Here is a 19,816-nt window from a genome sequence, read left to right on the forward strand (position 1 = left end):
CTCTATCCGAAGAGGGGCCTTACCTATTTTTTTCAAAGCATACATCTGTACAAATTAAAGTAGCTTAAACTACAATTGTCCCCCTCTTAATTTTTAATTTCACTTTTTTTCGATCGACTGTTCGGGTAGAGATGTAACGCCGTTGGTGTCAGCAGGTTTTGGGTTGACAATACTATCGACTGACGAATTCCCGCCGGATGCTGGCCTAATTGACTCTACGGGTGCAGCCACAGCGGCAGTTGTCTCGGCTGCCAAAGCCGGCAAAAGTCGATCGACTTGCCAAGGCGCGATCGTAAAATCCTGCCGAATTTTTTCTACAACATGAGGCTTTGTCGCTGCAAATTCTGATTCTGGCGTCAGCAAAACCGGCATGACACTAGCAGACACCTGCAAAAACAAATTGCTAGCTAAAAAAGCAGAAGCTGCCAACAACAATCCAGCCCACCGCCAGGAAGGAGGAAAGGGAGCCACCGAAGCCGCGAGGGGAGCGAATCGGTAAAGCTGCCACAAAATTACTGCCAGCAAAACAGCGACAAATAAAGCAAGTCCTTTATTTAAGTTAGTTTTAAACCGAGTCAGAATCCGGTGCTGCACAGAAGTTAAATTCTGCGGTTTTACCGCCACAACTAAAATACTAAAAATGTAAAAAGGGCGAAACCACTGCATCCACAGCACAGGAACAATACCTGCTACAGCCACTAAAAACATTTCTAACCAGACAGGGAGCAGGGGAGAACCCACTGCCAGTCCCAGCAAGCACAGTCCTAGGAAAATCGGCAGTGTAGCCGCCCCAGAAAGGTGAATCCACAAAAAAGGATCTGACCAAAAAGAACGCACTTTCAATAATTATGAGTTATGAGTTTTGAATTTTGAGTTTTGATAGTCTGCGACGCACTCTTAACCAAGAAACCCGTGCGAAGAGTACATATCTAGGGGTCAAACCGAGCATTGTGGGAGGCAACTCGGTTGCTTTGTGTAAGTCTTATTTGAGTTTTAAATTAAGAATTTTTAGGAACAGCCAAGACGATGAGGACGTTGTTAATTGCGGATATATTTGCTTTTATTACTTCTTCCTTCTCACCTCGATAACTAAAACCTTCTGCCTTCTGGCTTCTTGCTTCTGCTATAAGTTAAAGACAAAAGTTGGGAGTGATGAGTTGGGGAGTATTGAGTGAAGAGAATAGTTGCGAGCGATCGGCAATTTGGTTGCCATCACTCACAAATTCTCTTCCAACTCAACACTCACAACTCAAAACTATTGAGAGAGAGTCCGGCGCTTAGTAACCATCCGGTAGGCTTCAATAAGATCGCCATCCGCCCAGTCGCTAAACCCGCTCAAAGAAATGCCGCATTCAAAGCCAGCATTGACTTCCTTGGCATCTTCCTTCATCCGTTTTAGGGAGTCGAGGACACCTTCGTAAACGACATTGTTGCCCCGGCGCACCCGCACCTTACAGTTACGGATGACTTTGCCAGAGAGTACCATACATCCAGCCACAGCCCCGCGACCGATCGCGAAGACAGCGCGCACTTCGACTTGACCCAAAGGTTCTTCCACCAGTTCGGGTTCCAGCAGGCCTTCCATCGCCCCTTGAATATCATCCAAGAGGTTGTAGATGATGCTGTATTCCCGCACGTCTACGCCTGCTTGGTCAGCGGCGAGGCGAGCGTCGGTGGCGAGAGTAGTATTGAACCCGATAATTACAGCATTACTTGCTGCAGCGAGGTCAATATCCGTTTCGGTAATTTCCCCAGGAGCAGATAGCAGCAGTCGGAGTTGAACTTCTTTTTGAGGAAGTTGAGTCAGAGCGCCGACAATTGCTTCGAGGGAGCCTTGGACATCTGCCTTCAAGATCAAGTTGAGTTCCTTGAGAACGCCTTCCTTAGCTTGTTGAGAGAAGCCACTGAGGCTGATCCGGCCGCCTTGCAGCAGGCGGGAATCTCGTTGGGAGGTAGCTCTTCCAGTGGCGATCGCCGCAGCTTCTTTTTCGTTTGCGAAGACATCAAACTCGTCTCCGGCGCGAGGAACTTCTCGCAGCCCCAGCACTTCCACCGCGAAGGATGGAGTTGCGTGCTCTACGCGTTCGCCCCGGTCATCGATCATGGCGCGCACCTTGCCCAGAGCCGAGCCTGCGACCACAATATCGCCTACTCGCAGAGTGCCGTTCTGCACAAGCAGAGTTGCCACAGGTCCCCTTGCCTTGTCGAGGTGAGCTTCAATCACAGTACCCTTAGCCGGTCGGTGCGGGTTGGCGTTGAGGTCTTCCATTTCCGCCACTGTCAGAATCATTTCTAACAGCGTATCCAGGTTTTCGCCTCGGATCGCGCTGACTGGAACCATCGTGATATCGCCGCCCCAGTCATCTGCCACCAAGCCGTACTCAGTAAGCTCTTGCTTCACCCGTTCCGGCTGAGCACCCTCCTTGTCAACTTTATTGATAGCCACAACAATTGGCACTTTCGCCGCTTTTGCGTGGCTGATCGCTTCAATTGTCTGGGGTCGCACGCCGTCGTCCGCCGCCACCACCAAGATGGCGATGTCCGTAACCCGTGTTCCCCGAGCCCGCATCGCTGTAAAGGCTTCGTGACCGGGCGTATCCAAAAATACCACCTGCTGGCTCTTGCCTTCGTGTACCACATCCACGTGGTAAGCACCGATGTGCTGGGTAATGCCCCCAGCTTCTCCCTGAGCCACCTTGGTTTTGCGGATCGAGTCGAGCAAGGTAGTTTTACCGTGATCCACGTGACCCATAATCGTTACGACTGGCGGACGGCGTTCGAGGTATTCCAAATCGGCTGCGTCCAGCATCTCGATCACTTTGATAGCTGGGGCTACTTTTTCTGGGGTTTCCACCTCTACGCCCATTTCTTCGGCTACCATCCTCACCGCTGGAATGTCCAGGGTTTCGGTAATATTTACCGCAATTCCTTTAGAGAAAAGCCGCTTAATAATTTCGGTTTCGGGAACAGCCAGAGTAATTGCTAGTTCTTGAACGGTCATCGGCCTGCTCAGCAGCAGTTTTTCTGGACGTTCTACCTTAGCTTCGGCTGTTTTGCCCCGGTTGCCGCGTCCCCCGCTGGAACCTGAAGAAGAACTTTTATCGTGAGAAGGGCCTGGTCTCTTATTTTTTCCGCTGCTTCCGGGTGCGCCCGGAGTTGGTGTTGACTTGGGTGCTGCTTGTCCCTTCGCTTTAGCTGGGCGGGCTAGGGACAGGCTGACCGTGACTGGTGCTGGCAGATCCAAGCCGTTTTCTAAGTCATCGTCATCCTCGTCTATGGGTTTGAGGCGAGAACGTTTTGCCTTAACTGCCTTGGCAGCTTTGGCAGCATCTGAGTTTTCGTCATCATCTTCTTCCCAAATGACCGATGTCTTTTTGGCAGGACGAGGGAGGGAGGGCCTTTCGAGGAGAGGAATCTCCAGCAACGGCGTATTATCTTCTTCATTGTCATCCGTGTCATCCCCTATGGCTCCGGTGTCACCGCCGCGGCTACGCAGCCCGGTAGCTGACGTTGCGGGGGCAAGGCTCCGGCGCGGGCCACCGGGCTGGGGTCGAGCGGCCAGTGGAGTTTTTACTGGGCCACCAGCGCCTTCCCGGCGCGGTCTTTGCGCGTCGCGGGATTCGGTAGGAGCTCCCGGTGTCGGTCTGCTGGGGCGGCTCGGTTTAGCCGGCGCTTCCAGAGTTTCTGACTGTTCTGATTGCTCTTGCTCGGTTTTTGCAAGTTTGAGTACCGGCTTGTTCCCCAGATTTTGTGGGGTACGGCTAGCCGACTCTGACGCCCCTCTGACTGGCGGCGACGTGAGTTTTGCCGACGGCGCAGGGGGGGCGATCGGCGGTTGCTTGGTGCGTTCGGGAGCCTTTTCCGACGGCGGTTGAGGTGCTGTAGGTGCCTGAGCCTGGGCGGTTGTTTCCGGGGCGATCGCACCTACAGTTTCCGAAACTGTTTCTGACACTGTTTCCGAAACTGTTTCGGCCACTGTTTCTGACGGAGCCGCCGGGACAGCGACATTTGGCTTCGACAGTACAGGTCGATTGATATTCGGTTTAGCTGGAGGCTGGAGTTGTTGAGCTGCAGGCGACTTGGGAGGAGTTGCCACGGTTGCCGCGGGCTGGTCTTTGTTCTCCTCGTTGCCTGCAGGCTGGGAGTTGGCACCAGCCGGTCGTACTTTTGGACTGCGTATTTCTAAAATTTGCTGCTTTTTTTGTTGGTCGTTAGGGTGAGGGCCAGATTCTCTAGATGGCGCTGCTGCTCTTTCGGGTGGAGCTGGCTTGCCGGGGGAAGAGTGGCTACTGGCTACGTATTTTTCCGCCGTTTTGCGAATGCGCTCTGCTTCGGATTCTGTAATTGTGCTGCTGTGGCTCTTGACTGAAATATTGAGCCGCTCGCAAACTGCCAAGATGTCTTTATTATCCAAATTTAGTTCCCGTGATAATTCGTAAATTCTTACTTTGCCGTTGTTCATCCACTCTGCCCTCTTTTGTGCCAACCAGTTTTTACATTGTGATTTTTTGTGCTAATGACGACATCATTCGGTGTGATTGATTCAGTGTCAGGAATCGGGGTTTTGGTACTCGCTCAGCAATTTTATCTAAAAGATGCAACTCGCTGAAGTCTGCGGTTGAAGAATTCTCAAGTCTGTTTGGGAACTTGGAACTCCGAAGTCTGAGTTTTGGCAAAACCCACTCTCTCAAGCTTCAAAGTTTGCCTTTCCACCTTGAGGATACCTCTGCTAGTACCCTACCCTTATCTAATCTGACACAAATCTTTCCAGACTGGTGGGCAGATCGGATTGGGGTTTTATAGCTGGCGCTACCGGTAATTACTGGTAGGGCTGCCAAGAGGGTTTATACAGTCGATGCCGAACCATTGTCGGTTTTTCGTCCGGGTGAGCCAGAGTAAGATGTACAGTCAGATGTGGCTAAACGCTGCCCAAGTGTTTGGTACAGTTCGTCAGACACAGGTGCTTTGAGCGATCGCCCAAGTCGATTTTTTTTCTGAGCTGCTTTGAGGCATTCTGCTTCCCGACAAAGGTAAGCAGAACGGCCCATGCCACGATCTAATTGTACCTGATGAGAAGGATAGAGCCTGACTACTCGCCAAAAAGCTTCCTTAGGAGCTATTTTTCGACAACTTGCACAGCACCGGTAGTTCGGTTTCATTTCTTGTGAGAGGGGGAGTAGGGGGAGAGGGGGGAGTAGGGGACAAGTCCTCCTGGTCTCCCGAAGAGAGAAAATCTGGTAAATCTCACAGTTTTTAGACTGCGGCTTCGGTTTCCTCTGTCGCGGCTGCCTCCTCTTCCTCAAATTCTCCGGTTTCCTCGTCGCCGTCGTAGTCTGATCCTTCGTCTGCGTCGTAGTCGCCTGCTAGTTCTTCGAGCCTGGTTGCTTCTGCTGCCAATTTGCTGTCTTCGGCGGCGCGATCGTACTTAGCAATATCTTTGATATCGATTTTCCAACCGGTTAGGCGGGCCGCGAGGCGCACGTTCTGACCTTCTTTGCCAATGGCAAGACTCAGTTGGTCTTCAGCGACCAAAATGTGAGCTCTCCTGCCTTCTGGAGCAACCAAACGCACTTCATCTACTCTAGCAGGACTCAGAGCGTTGGCAATATAAGTTGCTGGGTCTGGAGACCAGCGGATCACGTCGATTTTTTCGCCACGCAATTCGTTGACTACTACCTGAATCCGCGATCCCCGCGCTCCGATGCAGGCTCCTACAGGGTCTACGTCGCGATCGAGAGTATCAACTGCTATTTTAGTCCGGGGGCCGACGTGCCGGGAAGGGGGATTTGCCTCCCGGGCTACGGCGACAATCCTCACCACCCCGTCTTCTATTTCTGGTACTTCGTTAGCAAACAGATAAACCACCAAACCTGCGTCGGCTCTAGAAACAAGTAACTGCGGCCCTCTAGTAGAGCCTTCGCCTACTTTTTTGAGATAAACCTTGAATGTAGCGTTGGCCCGGTAATTGTCGTTGGGCAACTGTTCGCGCTTAGGGAGTTCGGCATCTACTTCTGGCTGACCGAAGCTGCTGGTAACTGCTAAAATTACCGACTGCCTCTCAAACCTGAGCACTCTTGCTTGAAGAACGGTTTCTTCTAAATCTTTAAACTCTTCTTGAATCATTTTGCGCTGTTGGTCGCGCAGTTTTTGAGCCAGGACTTGTTTGGTCTGGATGGCGGCCATGCGACCAAATTCTTTTTGATTTGGTGTTACGTCTACGAGCACGATGCTCCCAGGCTGAGCTTCCGTGGCTACTTCTTGCACTTCCGTAAGTGAGATTTCGTGATCGGGATTGATGACTTCTTCGACAATAGTTTTGTTGGCTAAAACGCGGAAACCTTCTTGTTCGGCGTCGAGCTCTACATCAAAGTTGTCGAAGTATTCTTCGCTGAAGTGATCGAGTTTTTGGGTACGGCGGTAGCGTTCGTATCCTTTGAGCAGGGCTTCTCGCAAGGCTGCTTGGACGGCGTGTTTGGGTAAATTGCGTTCTTTGCTAATACCTTCGACCATTTCTTTTAGTCCGGGCAGGGGAACCATTGACATATAAAACACTCCTTTTTTGCTGTGGTAATAAGTAACTGGTAACTGGTAATCGGTAATTGGTACTTGGAAATTTTCCAGGAGAAGTGAGGACAGAGGAGTGATGAGTTACTGAATAGGATTAGGGGAACTCGGTGCTGTAACAATTTATTTGTTATTCCTATTCAACCCGCTGCCTACAGATGTGATTGTTAAAAATTAACTCGCAGCCAAGCGTTTTCAGCTTGCTGCGAGGCAATCTCAAAACTTAACACTCAAAACTCAAAACTCAAAACTCAAAATTTCCCTTTACATCTTTTTTCCTTCGTCTAGTTCAACTTTGACAATCTGAGGGCGGGGAATTTTAACCTGTCGCCCTTTTTGATTGAGATAAACCGCTGTTTCATCCCGGCCCTGGAGTAGTCCTTTCAACTCTTTGATTCGTGAGTCGGGTTCGGTGGTTGTGGCTGTCACGGGAAAACCTTTAAAGGTAATAAATTCTCGATCGCTGCTGAGCAATCGGGATATTCCGGGACTGGAAATCTCTAGCACGTAGGCATCGGGTATGATGTCGGCTGCCTCTAACTCAGCATCGAGGGCTGTGCTCATGCGCTCGCAGTCGGCTAAACCAGTGTCTTGTTGGAGGTTGCGGATGTCTACCCGCAAGACGGGAGGATTTTGGTTGGTGTGAAACACTGCTCCCACTACTTCCAATCCCAGTGTTTCCGCAACAGGGGTAGCTAAGTCAATGATTTGTGGGATTAGGGGATGAGTCATATCGAATACTTAAGTTAAAACTCCTAAACTCGGACACGGGCAAGGAAAAATTTGGTGTTGAGATTGCTTGGCTTTGAGGTGGTTTGATTAGGTGGCTGCGACTTTCGTCTTCAACTTTGGGACTTACCCAACATCCCAGCAGGGATCTCAAGCGGGGGGATTACCCCTACTCAATCAGTCCTCAACTTGCAAATCAGACGCCCTGAGATCTTTTCCTGCGACTAATGCAACAAAAAAAGTGGGCTTGACCCACTCCTAGGTAAAACAATTTCTTCCAAGAAGTTTGAGGACTTCTTTCGATCGAAGGGAGGCCTCAGTTCTCAGTTTAGCTCGATCGCCCGCCCGGTGACAAACCGATCGCCATCGGCGGACTGTCCGAGGGCAGAGGGGGATAGCTGACAGGGGGAATGAGGAGGACTTGATCGCCGTTTTGGAGTGGGGCGAGGGCAAATTCCTGGTGGATACCGTGATCGGGTGCGATCGTCCCTAGAACTGTTGGCGATGGGCACTCAGGCGTTCTAGGACTTGGGATACGGGAGTTTCGTTGGGAAATTTTAATTTTAGTTTGGACAAGCCCTCTGCTTCTTGATAGGTGGCGAAGAGTTTGACAGTGATGGTGATTGGTAGATTCCACATGGGCGATCGCCAAATTAACAGTATATTGACAAAACAGCCAAACTAAGATTCACCCTGAAAAATCCCCATTACTAATGCTGAATAGGAAGCTCAATTACAAACTCTACCCCGCATTCGGGCGAGGAAATGCAGGTCAGCGTACCACCATGTTTTGCTTCTACAATCTCACGGCTAATAGACAAGCCTAAACCTGTCCCTTTACCCACTGATTTTGTAGTAAACATCGGCGTAAATAAATGCTGCATTATCTCCGGCGTTATCCCCAGCCCATTGTCAGCAATCCGAATCACCACTCTGTCGCCCCGAAGCATTTCAGTGGAGATCCGAATTTGTGGATTGTCATTGCTCTGTTGCTTTTCCCCACACAGCGGACAACTGATCGTAGACTCTTCTAAAGCATCAATTGCATTCGCTAATACATTCATAAACACCTGATTGATTTGCCCAGGATAGCACTCGACCAGCGGTAATTCGCCGTACTCTTTAATAACCTTAATAGCTGGGTGAGTGCCTTTACCTTTCAATCGATGACCTAAAATCAACAGGGTACTATCTAGCCCATCGTGAATATTCACTGGCGTTAGTGCCGATGTATCCAACCGAGAGAAATTACGCAGTGACATAGAAAGATTGTAAAGGCGCTCTGTTCCGACCGCCATTGAATCGATAATTTTTGGCAAATCTTCAACAATAAAATCTAACTCAATCTCCTGGGACTTATCCTCAAATTCTGATGTCGAAGTAACGTTGTGCTGGCAAAGCCGAGTCATCCCGATCAAATCGGCAATATATTCCTTGGCAATAGGGATATTATTGGAGATAAAACTAACTGGATTGTTAATTTCGTGAGCCACCCCAGCTACAAGTTGACCAAGGCAAGCCATCTTTTCACTTTGAACGATTTGCACTTGAGCTTTTTTAAGATTATCCAAAGCTTGAGAAAGTTCAGTCGTTCGTTCTTCCACCCGTTTTTCTAACTCCTGCGCGAGCTGATTTAACGCTGCTTCTGCTGCGAGCCTGTCTTCTATTTCCCGTTTCAGCATTAGGTTTTGCTGTGCGAGAACTTTAGTCAAAGAACGCAGTTTTAAATGGAGGTTGACGCGAGCTAACACCTCCTTTTGTTCAAAGGGCTTAGTAATGTAATCCACCGCCCCTAGATTAAAGCCTTTGACCTTATCTCCTATGTCAGAAAGAGCGGTCATAAAAATTACCGAAATTTCGGTTGTCAACGGACTTGCCTTCAGCCGATGACAGGTTTCAAACCCGTCAATTCCTGGCATCATCACATCTAACAAAATCAAATCAGGCTGACTATATTCAGCCTGTTCGATGGCAGTTTCTCCATCAGTTGCTACCAATATCTCCCATCCCGAACCAGCTAAAGCTTCAGAAAGCACGTCCAGATTGCTAGGATTATCATCGACGATTAAGATGCTACTTGTTTCCATATTTGCTGCCTTCATTCTTTTTCTATTCTGTGGGATGTAATAAACTCTTTGATTTTTTTGACCTGATAGCCTTGGGCTAACTGGCGCAGCTCAACAGCAAAGGACACAAATTTCTGATCCAACTTCTCTAGGTGCTCACTGCGCTTCACAATTCCTTTTACGTTGCCTCTCATCGCCAGTTCAAATAAAAGTTCTATTTCTCCTGGCGGGGGAGCCACTACAGATTTCGATTCAGAAAGTGATTGAGGATCAGAGGAAAAGGGAATAGGGCTGATTTTTTCATTTTTTCCTTCGTCATATATCCATTTAAGTTTTAAATACTTTTGCAAGATATCAAATAGCTCTTCTGCCTGGACTGGCTTACCGATAAAATCGTTGGCTCCCCCCTCCAAACTTTTATGTTGATCCGTAGCAAATACGCTGGCAGATGAAGCAATGATTGCCACGTCTTTATAGTGTGACAAATTTTTGATACGGCGCATCATCTCAAAGCCATCTAACACTGGCATCACCAAGTCAGTGATAATCAGATCGAAATTAAACTTTTCTACTTTTTCTAAACCTTCTTGGCCGTTTTTAGCTTCGGTTACTTCAAATCCGAGGGGCTCCAGCAAATTGACAATGACTGAGAGATTTTCCCATTTGTCATCCACAACCAAAACTTTCTGCTTTCTACCTTGGTAGCCAACCAGCTTTCTTTGGTTGGCCGTCGTGGTTGTATTTGCCCAGTCTGACGCTTCCCGTAAATCCAAATCTAGCCAAAAAACACTGCCGATTCCTGACTGACTTTTTACTTGAATTGTACTACCCATCATTTCGACAATTTTCTGGCTAATTGTTAAACCGAGCCCGGTTCCTTCCGCCTGACGCTTACTGTCTCCTACCTGTTCAAAAGGTAAAAATATTTTTTCTAATTGTTCTGGTGTCATACCAACGCCAGTATCTTCTATTTGAAACCGAATTTTATGAATTGGTGAGGATGGCTTTTGCTCATAGCTTTGTAATTTTTCACCTGTCCCATTGTCCCGATATTCTATTTTAAAATTTACCCCTCCAGAGTCGGTAAACTTAATTGCATTGCTCAGTAAGTTAATGAGTACCTGTCGCAAACGTTTTTCGTCAGCCTGGATGCCAACAGGCATTTCAGAGCTGGGTTGATAAACAAAAGCAATTCCTTTTTGTTCGGCTCGGATGCGGCAAATTTCTGCGACTCCCTGCAAAAAGGAAGGAAAATTAAAATCTTTCGCGTACAGTTCCAATTTCTGGGCTTCAATTTTAGCGAGGTCTAAGATGTCATTGATCAGGGTTAACAGGTGGGAGCCACATTGGTGAATGATATTGATGCCTTGAAGTTCCTTCGGGTCCATCGTTTTCGATCGTTCTAGGATTTGAGCGTATCCTAAAATGCCATTGAGTGGCGTTCTCAATTCGTGACTCATATTCGCTAAAAATTCACTTTTAGCTTGGTTGGCAGTATCAGCGAGTTGTTTGGCTTCGGTGAGTTGGGCGGTGCGTTCTTCTACTCGGATTTCTAGCTCTGAATTGGTCTTGGCTAGCGCCTCAAAGGATTCGCGCAACTGTTGTGCCATAAGGTTGAAAGACTGACCCAAAACTTCTAGTTCTTCTATGCCTTTTACCTGCACATTTTCCTTCAAGTCGCCACTGGCGATCGCCCTAGAAGCTGCGCTCAAACGGAGAATCGGGCTGGTAATCCAGCGTGCGGTTAAGATTCCCAAAACGGTAGCCAGCGCCAAGGCTCCCAAACACAACAAAATGGTAGTCTGGGTATTGGCGTTAATTTGATCCATGAAATCGCTTTCAGGAACTACGACGACAATCAGCCAGTCCAATCCTCGGCTATCCTGAAAGGGCATAACTTGGAGGAATTGCCGCTGACCGGCGATCGTAAAATCTATTTGCTGAGATTTGCTAATTTTAGTGAGGTTGCCAAAGCGTTCTTTTAAATGCGCTGTTGTCAGCCGAATTAAATCATCTGTGCTATCTAAAGCATTCAGACGATCGAGTTTGCCATTTTTGATGATAAATGCTTCTTTGAGAGTTGAACTGCCTACTAGGAGTCCAGAACGTTCCATAATGAATGTCTGTCCCGATCGACCGATTTTTAAGCTTTGCAGAAAGTCACTGAGGAAAGAGATCAGAAAATTAGCCACCAATACCCCGCGCAGCTCACCACTTTCGTCATAAACTGGATGTCCGGCAGGAAGTGAGAGCGTTTTCTGACCTGTAATCGAAAAAATTTCGCTCCATGTGGGCCGGCTATAGCGTACACTGTCTTTATACCAAGAACGGTTGAGTATATTGTTGCTAGGAGAAATTTTTAAGAGCTTTGTTTGATTGCCTTTGCTATCCGATTCATAAATATGAAGTTCAGTACGACTCTCCTTATCTACTCTTTTAAAAAATAGTTTGCCATTCTCTTGGCGTTCAATGGCTATGAACTCTCCACTTTTAGTAGCAAAACCCATATTGGGCAGAGAAGGAAATGCTTGAATTTGCTCCCACAAATAACGCTCCGCACTCTCCAATTCGTCGGGCTTGAAGTATCCTAGGCGAAGGGCATTGGCATTCAGTTGATTGACGCGAGGGGCTGTATCTAGGTATGTGTTGAGCTGCTGCTCGATGCGGGCTGTAATTTCACTCCGCAACTGGCTAGCAACTTCGTTGACTGCTTTTTGCCCGTTGCGTAAGGATAGCCAGCCTGTCAGACCGACGGCAGCAAAGATTTGCACGACGAATGGCAATACTAAAATCAGGCGCAGGGATACCTTTTTTTTAGAACGGTTTGATAAGAAAGTGGTTGCAGAGGTTTGTGGCATTGAGTGGTGTTATTCCTGGGGTAATGAGTGGGTTGAATGAAAATTTTCAGTGGATTTACTGAAATGAGGCTGAGGAAATAGATGTTGAAAAGGAATCTATAATAGTTAGTGTAAAGTTTTAGAAAGTAATTTACTTGGAAAAGCATTGCTACTTACGTGTTTTCCCTGAGAGCGTTATAATTATAGCTGACTGAAAATGCTGATCCGCCTTATTTTTTGGTAGCCGTCGTATTTTTTTTATCGCTTAGCAAAGCAGTTAGAAATCCTATCTAATAGATTACCTCGTCTAGAGATATTTGTAATAGTTTTTAACTTTACTTTACACAGTCGCACTAAAAAGTATAATTTCATCAAACTTACATATAAATTGATATAATCTACATCTACAAAAATTCACCTGGCTCGCTAAAAACATGACACCCCAAGCCGCTGAGAACCGTAACGGCGGTCTAACTCACTACCGCGCTAAAGATTTGATGCACAACCCTGCGGATGACTCTCGTAGAGAATGCCGATCGCAAATGAAACTTTACAATTCCAGCAAGTTTCATTTGCAGGAGTTACAGCAGGGTAATTGCTAATTGCTAATTGGGCACGAAAAAAATAAGTAAAGCGGTGCAGCAGAAGGGATTATGACAGAGGAGAAAGCTGAGGGCTATTCTTTTTATTCTGGGAAACTATCTCAGCTTAATAGTGAATTTGGTATTAGAGATGAACCGAGGGCTGCCAAGGATTTTAAGGTTATTCAAATCCTAGAGGCTAGGGCCTGTCATCACTTGAGGTAAAGGAAGGTGAAGTAGAGATACAGCCGACTAGAAGAATTTGATCGCCGTAAAAAGCCACCGTTATGCCCTACGGGATTAACAGTGGGAAATGACGATCAAAGATTTGTGGCGCGGAGGAGAAGGTGCTGTGAGTGGAACAGCCTGTCTACAATCGGTTGTTAGTGGAAGCGGTGTTGTACGGCTACCCAGCGGGCATCTCGTGGCGAGACTTGCCCGAACGGTTTGGGGACTTCCGAATGATGACACGCCCTAACGCGGGGCTATCCGTTGCAGTTCTTTGGCTTGTTCTAAAATTTTCTCGAAGTCTTCTTCGCTCAACCGCTGAATGTAGTTGATTTTGAACTCTTCTAGGAAGTCGCATAGCAGCAGTTGTATTTCTTGCCAGGTGTGCTGCTGTTGCAGTTCGGTTCCTAAAGCTTGCCCGAAATGTTGGACTAGCTGGCTTGAGAGTTTCATGCCTATGGGGTCTTCGGTGGCGATTTTGAAGGCTTCGTAGGCATCTTGGGGGCCGAGAGTGGCTAATTTTGACAGTTCTGCAACTAATTGCTGTGCTAGCTGTCCGGGCAGGTTTCCCAGACCGGGTACTTGCTTCCATCCTTCATACAGGGGGGATTGTTTGAGGAAGGTTTCAATATTGTACTGGAGAAGGGCTTCTAGGTCTGGCTGGAGTTGGGGGAGGACTTTGTAGACGGTTATTTGGACTAGATGGGTGGCGATCGCTTCTATTTCATTAACATTGTTGATGTCTAGATAGCGCTGTTTTTTAGATTGAAATAGTTGACGGGCGAGTTCGCCTGTGGTAATTGATTGCTGCATCTGGTTGATGAGTTGAATTACTACAACTTCGGTCAATTCTTGGGCGAAGTTGGCGACGAAACCTCGGCTGATTTGGCTGCGTATGGGTTGGAGATCCGGCATTTTTGCTTGGTGGATGCGAATTGTGACGGGTAATATTCGCAACAGGCGCCAGAATGGGAGCATCAGGAAGATGTCGTACCATCGCCAGAGCATGGCTGCTCTCCAAGTGACGCTACGGTGACGGCGGCTGATCGAGTAGGTACGGGCTAGAAATTCGATCGCGAATATGACAACAAATGGCAGGTCTATTTGCCAGAAGTTATCGGTGAATTCACCGTTTTCTCCAATCTCGCGGTAATAGTTGGTGGCCATTAATGGCTTAATTTTGGTATCAAACCACTTGATTTCTTTTTGCCAACCTTGTTTGTTTAAATAGTCTTGGCGCCAGAATGCTTGGAATGATTGTTTAGCGGAGTCTTGCGAATTCGGGATGCGATCGCGCATTCGGTCTTTAATTTTTTCTAGGGTGCCGCTTTTTGATGCTACTCGAAAGGGATCTTCGTCGATCATTTTCGCGCTCAGATTGTTTATTTCCTGCAATTTGGCTGCTACTTGGGGAGAGGGCAAGCCTGTTTGCACTACTTGAATTTTTAATTCTTCTAAGGTTTCTAGATATTGCTGGGTGTCTCGGTGGGGTTTAATTCCTTTAAATGGGTCGTATAGTTGAGTTATAACTGGCAGTTGCCGGAGGTAGAAATCTCGCCCTGGCACGTAACTTATGTCAAATAATACTAGGCTTAAATTTCCTAGGGCGACCAGTGCCATGAACCGCTCGAACCAAGGTACTTTTGGTGATTTTTGGCGGGAGTTTGGAGTTTTAGAGGGCTGTAGTTTTGGGGTCACTGGCGATTCCTAATTAAGTAGACAGATCGAAATAGATGTAACTGGTAATAGCTAAAAAAAGGAAACAGGGAAAACTGGCTAATTGTCGGCTCGCGCTCGGATTGCGTTCGAGGAAGCTAGTCTTTATTTTAACGTGCGTTTGTTAGGGAGTTTTGGATTGTTGATTGGGCCTGGTTAGGTAAAAAATATACTGGTAAAATATTAAGGTCGAGCGAACTTAACGGAAGCGGCCGCTCCCGTTAGTCTGCTTCTCTCTGGCAATAAAATTATATCTCAGGCGGAATCCTAAGTTTTTTGTCGGTGTTGCAAACCTAAGTGGGCTGGTAATAAATTACTATTTCTGTTTAATCTGGTGGCTATTTGACCGCTAAATCAAATGTATTGCTGGCTCGGAGTCTAAGGCTAGATTTGGGCTTCGAGTTTGAGGTCAAACCCTCAAGAGAGTTATACTTGCTCAGGGGCAGTCCGGCGAGAACGCCCCCTCCGATCGCGAGGGTGGCTGTCGCCTCCGTAAGGTTCGAGGTCTCGCCTCTACAAAAACCATCTCGCGATCGGACTCTTGAATAATATTAAACCCTGAGTATAAATTGGTTCGCATTTTTTTTAATATATGACATACTGCCTTAATCTCGATTGCCCAAGAGACAAGCGTCAGAACCCCCCAGGCACAAAGTATTGTCTTAATTGTGGTTCAAAGCTGCTGCTAAAAGACCTTTATGCAGCAACTGAGCCGCTGCGCGATGGGGGATTTGGCAGGACTTTCCGAGCTGTTAATCATGGAAAATTTGAGGAATTGTGCGTGATCAAACAGTTGTCGCCCCCTCAAGAATTTCAACGGAAACCCGGTCATTTTAAAAAATATGTTCGACTGTTTGAACAAGAGGCAAGGCGGTTATATGAACTGAAGCACCCGCAAATTCCTCAGTTAATTTCTTATTTTGAGGAAGATGGGCGCTTGTATTTAGTGCAAGAGTTTATTGATGGCAACAATTTAAAGGATGAGTTAGATAAGTACGGTGCTTATAGCGAAATTAAAACTTGCGAACTGCTGTTAGATTTGCTGCCTTTATTGAAGTTTGTTCACGACAGAAATGTAATTCACCGCGATATTAAGCCTGAGAATGTGATCCGCAGATCTCGCGATCGCAAGTTAGTGCTAATAGATTTTGGGGTTTCCAAACAGGTAGTAGCGGCTGCTCCAACTAAAACTGGAACGAAGTTGGGAACTCCTGGCTACGCGGCTCTAGAACAGCGTCACGGTAGGGCTGTTCCTGCTAGCGACCTTTATAGTTTGGGGGTGACTTGCATTCGCTTGCTGACTTCTGTTATGCCTTATCTCGATATCTACGGGGACATTCACGATGACCTTTACGATCCGCTTGAAGGCCGATGGCTTTGGAGGGAAGCTTTGCCAAAAGGAACGCAAATTAGCCAGGATTTAGGTCAGGTTTTGGATAAGTTGATTCAGGAATATGTTAAAGATCGCTACAAATCGGCTGTGGAAGTTTTGGATGCTTTAAAACCTCCTGTTGTTGTTGTCCCCGTGCTGGAAAAGTCGCAGCAGGCAACTGTTATTAGTCCTTCTGTACCGACTCAACCTGTGACTGAGACTCCGCTAGTTTCTGTGAATTTAGAGTCAGAAAAAGGTATTGATTATTCTCATTTGGCAAGTCTGCTCGCTGCTAAAAATTGGCGGGGTGCTGATGAGGAAACTTCTGTGAAAATGCTGGAGGTGATGCAGCAAGTTTCACGGGGTTATTTGAGCGAGGAAGATATTAGGAAGTTTCCAGCTAAGGATTTGCAGACTATCGATCAACTTTGGGTGCGGCACAGTCACCGCAGATTCGGTTTTTCTGTGCAAAAGGGTTTGTGGGTAAAGTCGGGGGGAAAGGCTGGTGTTTATGATGCTACAGTTTGGGAGAAGTTTGGCGATCGAGTGGGCTGGCGGGTTAACAGCCAGTGGGTATACTATTCTGAGCTGAATTTTACTTCTAAAGCAAAGCCTGGACATTTGCCGGGGGGGACTGTTTTTGGGTGGGAAGGCGGGGTTTTGTGTGGTGTTTTGGGTTTGGGTGGGATCTGGTTTCTGCTGTCGCGGCGGGATTTGTAGAAGGAAGGTAGAAGGTAGAAGGCAGAATTTATTAGTCAGGCTGCACCCCAAGCGAATTTGAAGTGTTAGTCATTAAATAGTTTTGAGTTGCGAATTAAAGAATTAACAAGTTTTTAGTTTAATCATTTGTCCTGTAGGAATTAGGTATAAAGAAAGCGGAAAATAAGATATAATCACAAACTATTTTTTTTGTGCTATGTTCTTAGAGAAGGGCAAGTTTACAAAGTCAAAAGCCAGTCCTGGGCCCTGCCAAAGCATGGGGACTGGCTTTGGCTCCAATTTACCAAGGAGATATATATTATGTTGCAAGAAAAACGTCTCAAGCCGTGGACTATAGTTCGCTCGCTTCCAAATGTGGAAAAGGTGGTTGTGGGTGAGTTTCGCAGTTGGTCTGATGCAGATGGTCACTTAAAAATTCTCAAACGGATGGTGCCGGCTGATCGATTGACTGTTGTGTTCGATCCGGTAGTTCAATCCTAATGTCGCTGCTAAATTGATAGCGTGCGATCGCTCTTTGAGCTAAGCGGTCGCCTATTTTTTTACATAAAAAATGCGACCGCTAAACAGGCGATCGCAACTGGAATCATTGTCCTTAACTGCGGCGAATTTCAGTGATTTGGTCGGCAATATCCAAAATTCTTTGGGGCATGGATGGCCCGGTAAAAATCATATCCAAATGATGCGGTTTGTTGTCAATCAATGCCACCACTTCGGCTTCGGGAATCAATCCCAAATTAACCGCTAAACTCAATTCATCGAGAATAACTAAGGAATAACGACCTTCGCGCACCGCATTTTGAACATACTGCCACAATTGTTCGATCGATCGCGTCTCCAGCTCATCTAAATCGGCATTCTCAATGCAGCGTGACAAATCGCAGCGCACCCAATCTAAATTTTGCCCCAGCCGCACCGGATGCTGATGCCCTTGATTAATTCCCCCTTTGAGGAACTGTACCGCTAGCACTGGAGCTCCCTGTCCTGCAATTCTGAGGGCTTGAGCCATGACACTGGTAAAAAAGCAGCGGTGCGGGCCTGTAAAGACTTGCACCAGCCCTTGAACTGTGTAGGGCAAGCTGTGGTTTAAATTTAGTTTAGGGGTTTGTAACTGAGCAACCATAGGGCAATATTTAATCAGCAACTAAGTCTTGAGTGCAGCTCCGACCTTGGCGTGGCTGAAGCCTGCTTGACAATATATAGTGTACGGGGCCGAGTGCACATCGGATCGAACACTAGATATACAAGTTGTCAAAAGCTCACGGCAGTGGCATTCGCAGTCATTTGTTCAATTTTTGGACTCAATTAGCACTTACGCAGAAACGGGGTTTTTTACCAAAATACGGCGTGGAGCTTGACATTTATACAGTTATGGGGTGAAAAACCAAGGTGATGAGAGTCTCGCTGCGTCCAGGGCTTTTAAGAAAAGGTACACACATCGCGTAAAATTTGAATGTCGCGGCACTAGGAGCAGGGACTGTGAGAGTGGTGATTCTGGGAGGGCCAGGAGCGGGAAAGGGAACTCAGGCTGAACTACTGTGCAGCAATTTGAGCCTTCCTTTGCTGGCTGTGGGGGACATTCTACGGGAGGCGATCGCAGAAGACACAGATTTAGGCAAGCTGGCGGTGTCTTATGTCGAAAGAGGGGAATTAGTTCCCGACGCAACTATGATTGAATTCTTTCGCCGCCGACTGCTGCTATGGGATGTCTTTAATGGCTGGGTGTTGGAGGGCTATCCGCGAACGGCTTTTCAAGCTGAGGAGTTGGATTTTTTATTAGAGGATTTGGCGCAGGAGCTAGATTGGGCCGTTTGGCTGAAAGTGCCGATCGAGGTTTTGCTGAGTAGGTCGATCGAGCGCGATCGATCGGATGACCATCCTGAAATTTTACAGCGTCGCCTCGATTTGTTCCACGAACGCACTATTCCTCTTTTAGAGTATTACGAATACCGCAACAAACTGTTAACTGTGGATGGCGATCAATCCCCTGAACAAGTCCAGCAGGATATTCTCCAATTGATCGAGGCTAAGGGCCAATCGTCATAGCATTTTAGATTTTAGATTTTAGATTCTATATTGAATGACTGCATATTTACCGAATCAAAAAAACCGGAAGATTAATCACCAATTTTGAATTTTTACTACCCAATTACCCATTACCAATCACCTAAATATTATGTCTTTCCAGCGTCCAGATGGCAGACAACCAAATCAAATTCGTCCGATTAGTTTCGATCGACAGTTTACCAAATTTGCTAGCGGCTCGGTGCTAGCAAAAAGTGGCGATACTCAGGTACTTTGCAGCGTTACAATCAAGCCGGGAGTGCCTAGATTTCTGGAGAATACCGGACAAGGTTGGCTGACAGCAGAATACCGAATGTTGCCTGGTTCTACGCCGCAGCGACAAGAGCGGGAATTTATGAAATTATCGGGACGGACTCAAGAAATTCAGCGGTTGATTGGGCGCAGTTTGCGATCGTGCTTGGATATGCAACTATTGGGAGAACGCACCATACTTGTGGATGCGGATGTTTTGCAAGCTGACGCGGGGACTCGCACAACTTCAATTACTGGCGGGTTTGTGGCTGTGGCTGATGCTTTGAATAAATTGGTACAAAAAGGTGATTTAGTGCGATCGCCGATTATTCGTCAAGTGGCGGCGGTGTCTGTCGGACTTTTGGAAGGCGAGCCCTTTTTAGATTTGAATTATGTGGAAGATGTGGCGGCTGAAATTGATTGTAATGTGGTAATGAATGGAGATTTGAATATCATCGAAATTCAGGGAACTGCGGAAGAGGGAAGTTTCAGTCGGAGTCAGTTAAATCAAATTTTGGATTTGGCAGAAACCGGGATTCAAGAATTGTTGGAGGCTCAAAGGCAAGCTTTAGTCAGCAGTCATTAGTCATTAGTCAGCAGTCAGTTTTATGTACTCGGTCGATCGGGCAGATGAATAAAATATAAGCCTGTCCGTGAATCAGAGGTTAGCTAAGTAGAACGTTAGTTTTG

At 47.0% G+C, this 19,816-nt stretch carries 15 protein-coding genes and 1 pseudogene; 6 read left to right on the forward strand and 10 right to left on the reverse strand.

Going from position 1 to position 19,816, the window contains the following annotated elements; translation table 11 throughout:
• Positions 1-99: 99 nt before the first annotated feature.
• The 8 genes from D0A37_RS10180 to D0A37_RS10215 form a co-directional block, all read right to left on the reverse strand.
• Positions 100-837: a low-complexity tail membrane protein gene (locus D0A37_RS10180; RefSeq protein ID WP_242723785.1), complete on the reverse strand. Its 738-nt coding sequence runs from the start codon at positions 835-837 to the stop codon at positions 100-102.
• Between the two features lie 418 nt (positions 838-1,255).
• Positions 1,256-4,462 carry a translation initiation factor IF-2 gene (infB, locus tag D0A37_RS10185; RefSeq protein ID WP_242723787.1) on the reverse strand — a complete coding sequence of 1,069 codons (3,207 nt, stop codon included), beginning with the start codon at positions 4,460-4,462 and terminating at the stop codon, positions 1,256-1,258.
• Positions 4,463-4,844: 382 nt separating this feature from the next.
• Positions 4,845-5,159 carry a YlxR family protein gene (locus tag D0A37_RS10190; RefSeq protein ID WP_242723789.1) on the reverse strand — a complete coding sequence of 105 codons (315 nt, stop codon included), beginning with the start codon at positions 5,157-5,159 and terminating at the stop codon, positions 4,845-4,847.
• A gap of 94 nt (positions 5,160-5,253) precedes the next feature.
• On the reverse strand, positions 5,254-6,543 hold the full coding sequence (gene nusA / locus D0A37_RS10195; RefSeq protein WP_242723791.1) for a transcription termination factor NusA: 1,290 nt from the start codon (positions 6,541-6,543) through the stop codon (positions 5,254-5,256).
• A 285-nt stretch (positions 6,544-6,828) separates the two neighbouring features.
• Positions 6,829-7,296: a ribosome maturation factor RimP gene (rimP, locus tag D0A37_RS10200; protein ID WP_242723794.1), complete on the reverse strand. Its 468-nt coding sequence runs from the start codon at positions 7,294-7,296 to the stop codon at positions 6,829-6,831.
• Positions 7,297-7,782: 486 nt separating this feature from the next.
• Positions 7,783-7,932, reverse strand: a complete 150-nt coding sequence (locus tag D0A37_RS10205; RefSeq protein ID WP_242723796.1) for a MoaD/ThiS family protein — start codon at positions 7,930-7,932, stop codon at positions 7,783-7,785.
• A 71-nt stretch (positions 7,933-8,003) separates the two neighbouring features.
• Positions 8,004-9,395 (reverse strand): hybrid sensor histidine kinase/response regulator, encoded by a 1,392-nt coding sequence (locus tag D0A37_RS10210; RefSeq protein WP_242723799.1) that lies wholly within the window; start codon positions 9,393-9,395, stop codon positions 8,004-8,006.
• Positions 9,392-12,217, reverse strand: a complete 2,826-nt coding sequence (locus tag D0A37_RS10215; RefSeq protein ID WP_242723801.1) for a hybrid sensor histidine kinase/response regulator — start codon at positions 12,215-12,217, stop codon at positions 9,392-9,394. The genes D0A37_RS10210 and D0A37_RS10215 overlap by 4 nt, the downstream gene beginning before the upstream one ends.
• A gap of 413 nt (positions 12,218-12,630) precedes the next feature.
• On the opposite strand from D0A37_RS10215, the gene D0A37_RS10220 reads away from it, so the two are divergent.
• Both D0A37_RS10220 and D0A37_RS10225 read left to right on the forward strand, forming a co-directional pair.
• Positions 12,631-12,798, forward strand: a complete 168-nt coding sequence (locus D0A37_RS10220; RefSeq protein ID WP_242723803.1) for a hypothetical protein — start codon at positions 12,631-12,633, stop codon at positions 12,796-12,798.
• A 292-nt stretch (positions 12,799-13,090) separates the two neighbouring features.
• A pseudogene (locus tag D0A37_RS10225) lies at positions 13,091-13,238 on the forward strand (IS5/IS1182 family transposase); the annotation flags it as partial.
• A gap of 13 nt (positions 13,239-13,251) precedes the next feature.
• On the opposite strand, the gene D0A37_RS10230 reads toward D0A37_RS10225, so the two are convergent.
• Positions 13,252-14,703 (reverse strand): hypothetical protein, encoded by a 1,452-nt coding sequence (locus D0A37_RS10230; RefSeq protein WP_445242513.1) that lies wholly within the window; start codon positions 14,701-14,703, stop codon positions 13,252-13,254.
• Between the two features lie 610 nt (positions 14,704-15,313).
• Here D0A37_RS10230 and D0A37_RS10235 point away from each other — a divergent pair.
• Positions 15,314-16,813: a GUN4 domain-containing protein gene (locus D0A37_RS10235; protein ID WP_242723805.1), complete on the forward strand. Its 1,500-nt coding sequence runs from the start codon at positions 15,314-15,316 to the stop codon at positions 16,811-16,813.
• 300 nt (positions 16,814-17,113) lie between these two features.
• The gene (locus tag D0A37_RS10240) at positions 17,114-17,293 is read left to right on the forward strand and encodes a hypothetical protein (RefSeq protein WP_006633030.1); all 180 of its coding nucleotides are present in this window, start codon (positions 17,114-17,116) and stop codon (positions 17,291-17,293) included.
• Between the two features lie 112 nt (positions 17,294-17,405).
• On the opposite strand, the gene D0A37_RS10245 is transcribed toward D0A37_RS10240, so the two are convergent.
• Positions 17,406-17,933, reverse strand: coding sequence for a P-loop NTPase family protein (locus tag D0A37_RS10245; RefSeq protein ID WP_242723806.1), 528 nt, complete (start codon positions 17,931-17,933; stop codon positions 17,406-17,408).
• Between the two features lie 356 nt (positions 17,934-18,289).
• Between D0A37_RS10245 and D0A37_RS10250 the strand changes: the two genes are divergently transcribed.
• The gene (locus D0A37_RS10250) at positions 18,290-18,856 is read left to right on the forward strand and encodes an adenylate kinase family protein (protein WP_242725469.1); all 567 of its coding nucleotides are present in this window, start codon (positions 18,290-18,292) and stop codon (positions 18,854-18,856) included.
• A gap of 130 nt (positions 18,857-18,986) precedes the next feature.
• Positions 18,987-19,712, forward strand: coding sequence for a ribonuclease PH (gene rph, locus D0A37_RS10255; protein WP_242723808.1), 726 nt, complete (start codon positions 18,987-18,989; stop codon positions 19,710-19,712).
• Positions 19,713-19,816 lie beyond the last annotated feature (104 nt).

Source organism: Microcoleus vaginatus HSN003 (assembly GCF_022701255.1).
Lineage (GTDB): Bacteria > Cyanobacteriota > Cyanobacteriia > Cyanobacteriales > Microcoleaceae > Microcoleus > Microcoleus vaginatus_B.

What these genes read in the sequence shown, in the direction of transcription:
- rph (WP_242723808.1), top strand. Translation starts at nt 18,987, where the DNA reads ATGTCTTTCCAGCGTCCAGATGGCAGACAACCAAATCAAATTCGTCCG.
- D0A37_RS10220 (WP_242723803.1), top strand. Translation starts at nt 12,631, where the DNA reads ATGACACCCCAAGCCGCTGAGAACCGTAACGGCGGTCTAACTCACTAC.
- D0A37_RS10190 (WP_242723789.1), bottom strand. Translation starts at nt 5,159, where the DNA reads ATGAAACCGAACTACCGGTGCTGTGCAAGTTGTCGAAAAATAGCTCCT.
- D0A37_RS10205 (WP_242723796.1), bottom strand. Translation starts at nt 7,932, where the DNA reads ATGTGGAATCTACCAATCACCATCACTGTCAAACTCTTCGCCACCTAT.
- D0A37_RS10245 (WP_242723806.1), bottom strand. Translation starts at nt 17,933, where the DNA reads ATGGTTGCTCAGTTACAAACCCCTAAACTAAATTTAAACCACAGCTTG.
- infB (WP_242723787.1), bottom strand. Translation starts at nt 4,462, where the DNA reads ATGAACAACGGCAAAGTAAGAATTTACGAATTATCACGGGAACTAAAT.
- D0A37_RS10210 (WP_242723799.1), bottom strand. Translation starts at nt 9,395, where the DNA reads ATGAAGGCAGCAAATATGGAAACAAGTAGCATCTTAATCGTCGATGAT.
- D0A37_RS10215 (WP_242723801.1), bottom strand. Translation starts at nt 12,217, where the DNA reads ATGCCACAAACCTCTGCAACCACTTTCTTATCAAACCGTTCTAAAAAA.
- D0A37_RS10240 (WP_006633030.1), top strand. Translation starts at nt 17,114, where the DNA reads ATGTTGCAAGAAAAACGTCTCAAGCCGTGGACTATAGTTCGCTCGCTT.
- rimP (WP_242723794.1), bottom strand. Translation starts at nt 7,296, where the DNA reads ATGACTCATCCCCTAATCCCACAAATCATTGACTTAGCTACCCCTGTT.
- D0A37_RS10235 (WP_242723805.1), top strand. Translation starts at nt 15,314, where the DNA reads ATGACATACTGCCTTAATCTCGATTGCCCAAGAGACAAGCGTCAGAAC.
- nusA (WP_242723791.1), bottom strand. Translation starts at nt 6,543, where the DNA reads ATGTCAATGGTTCCCCTGCCCGGACTAAAAGAAATGGTCGAAGGTATT.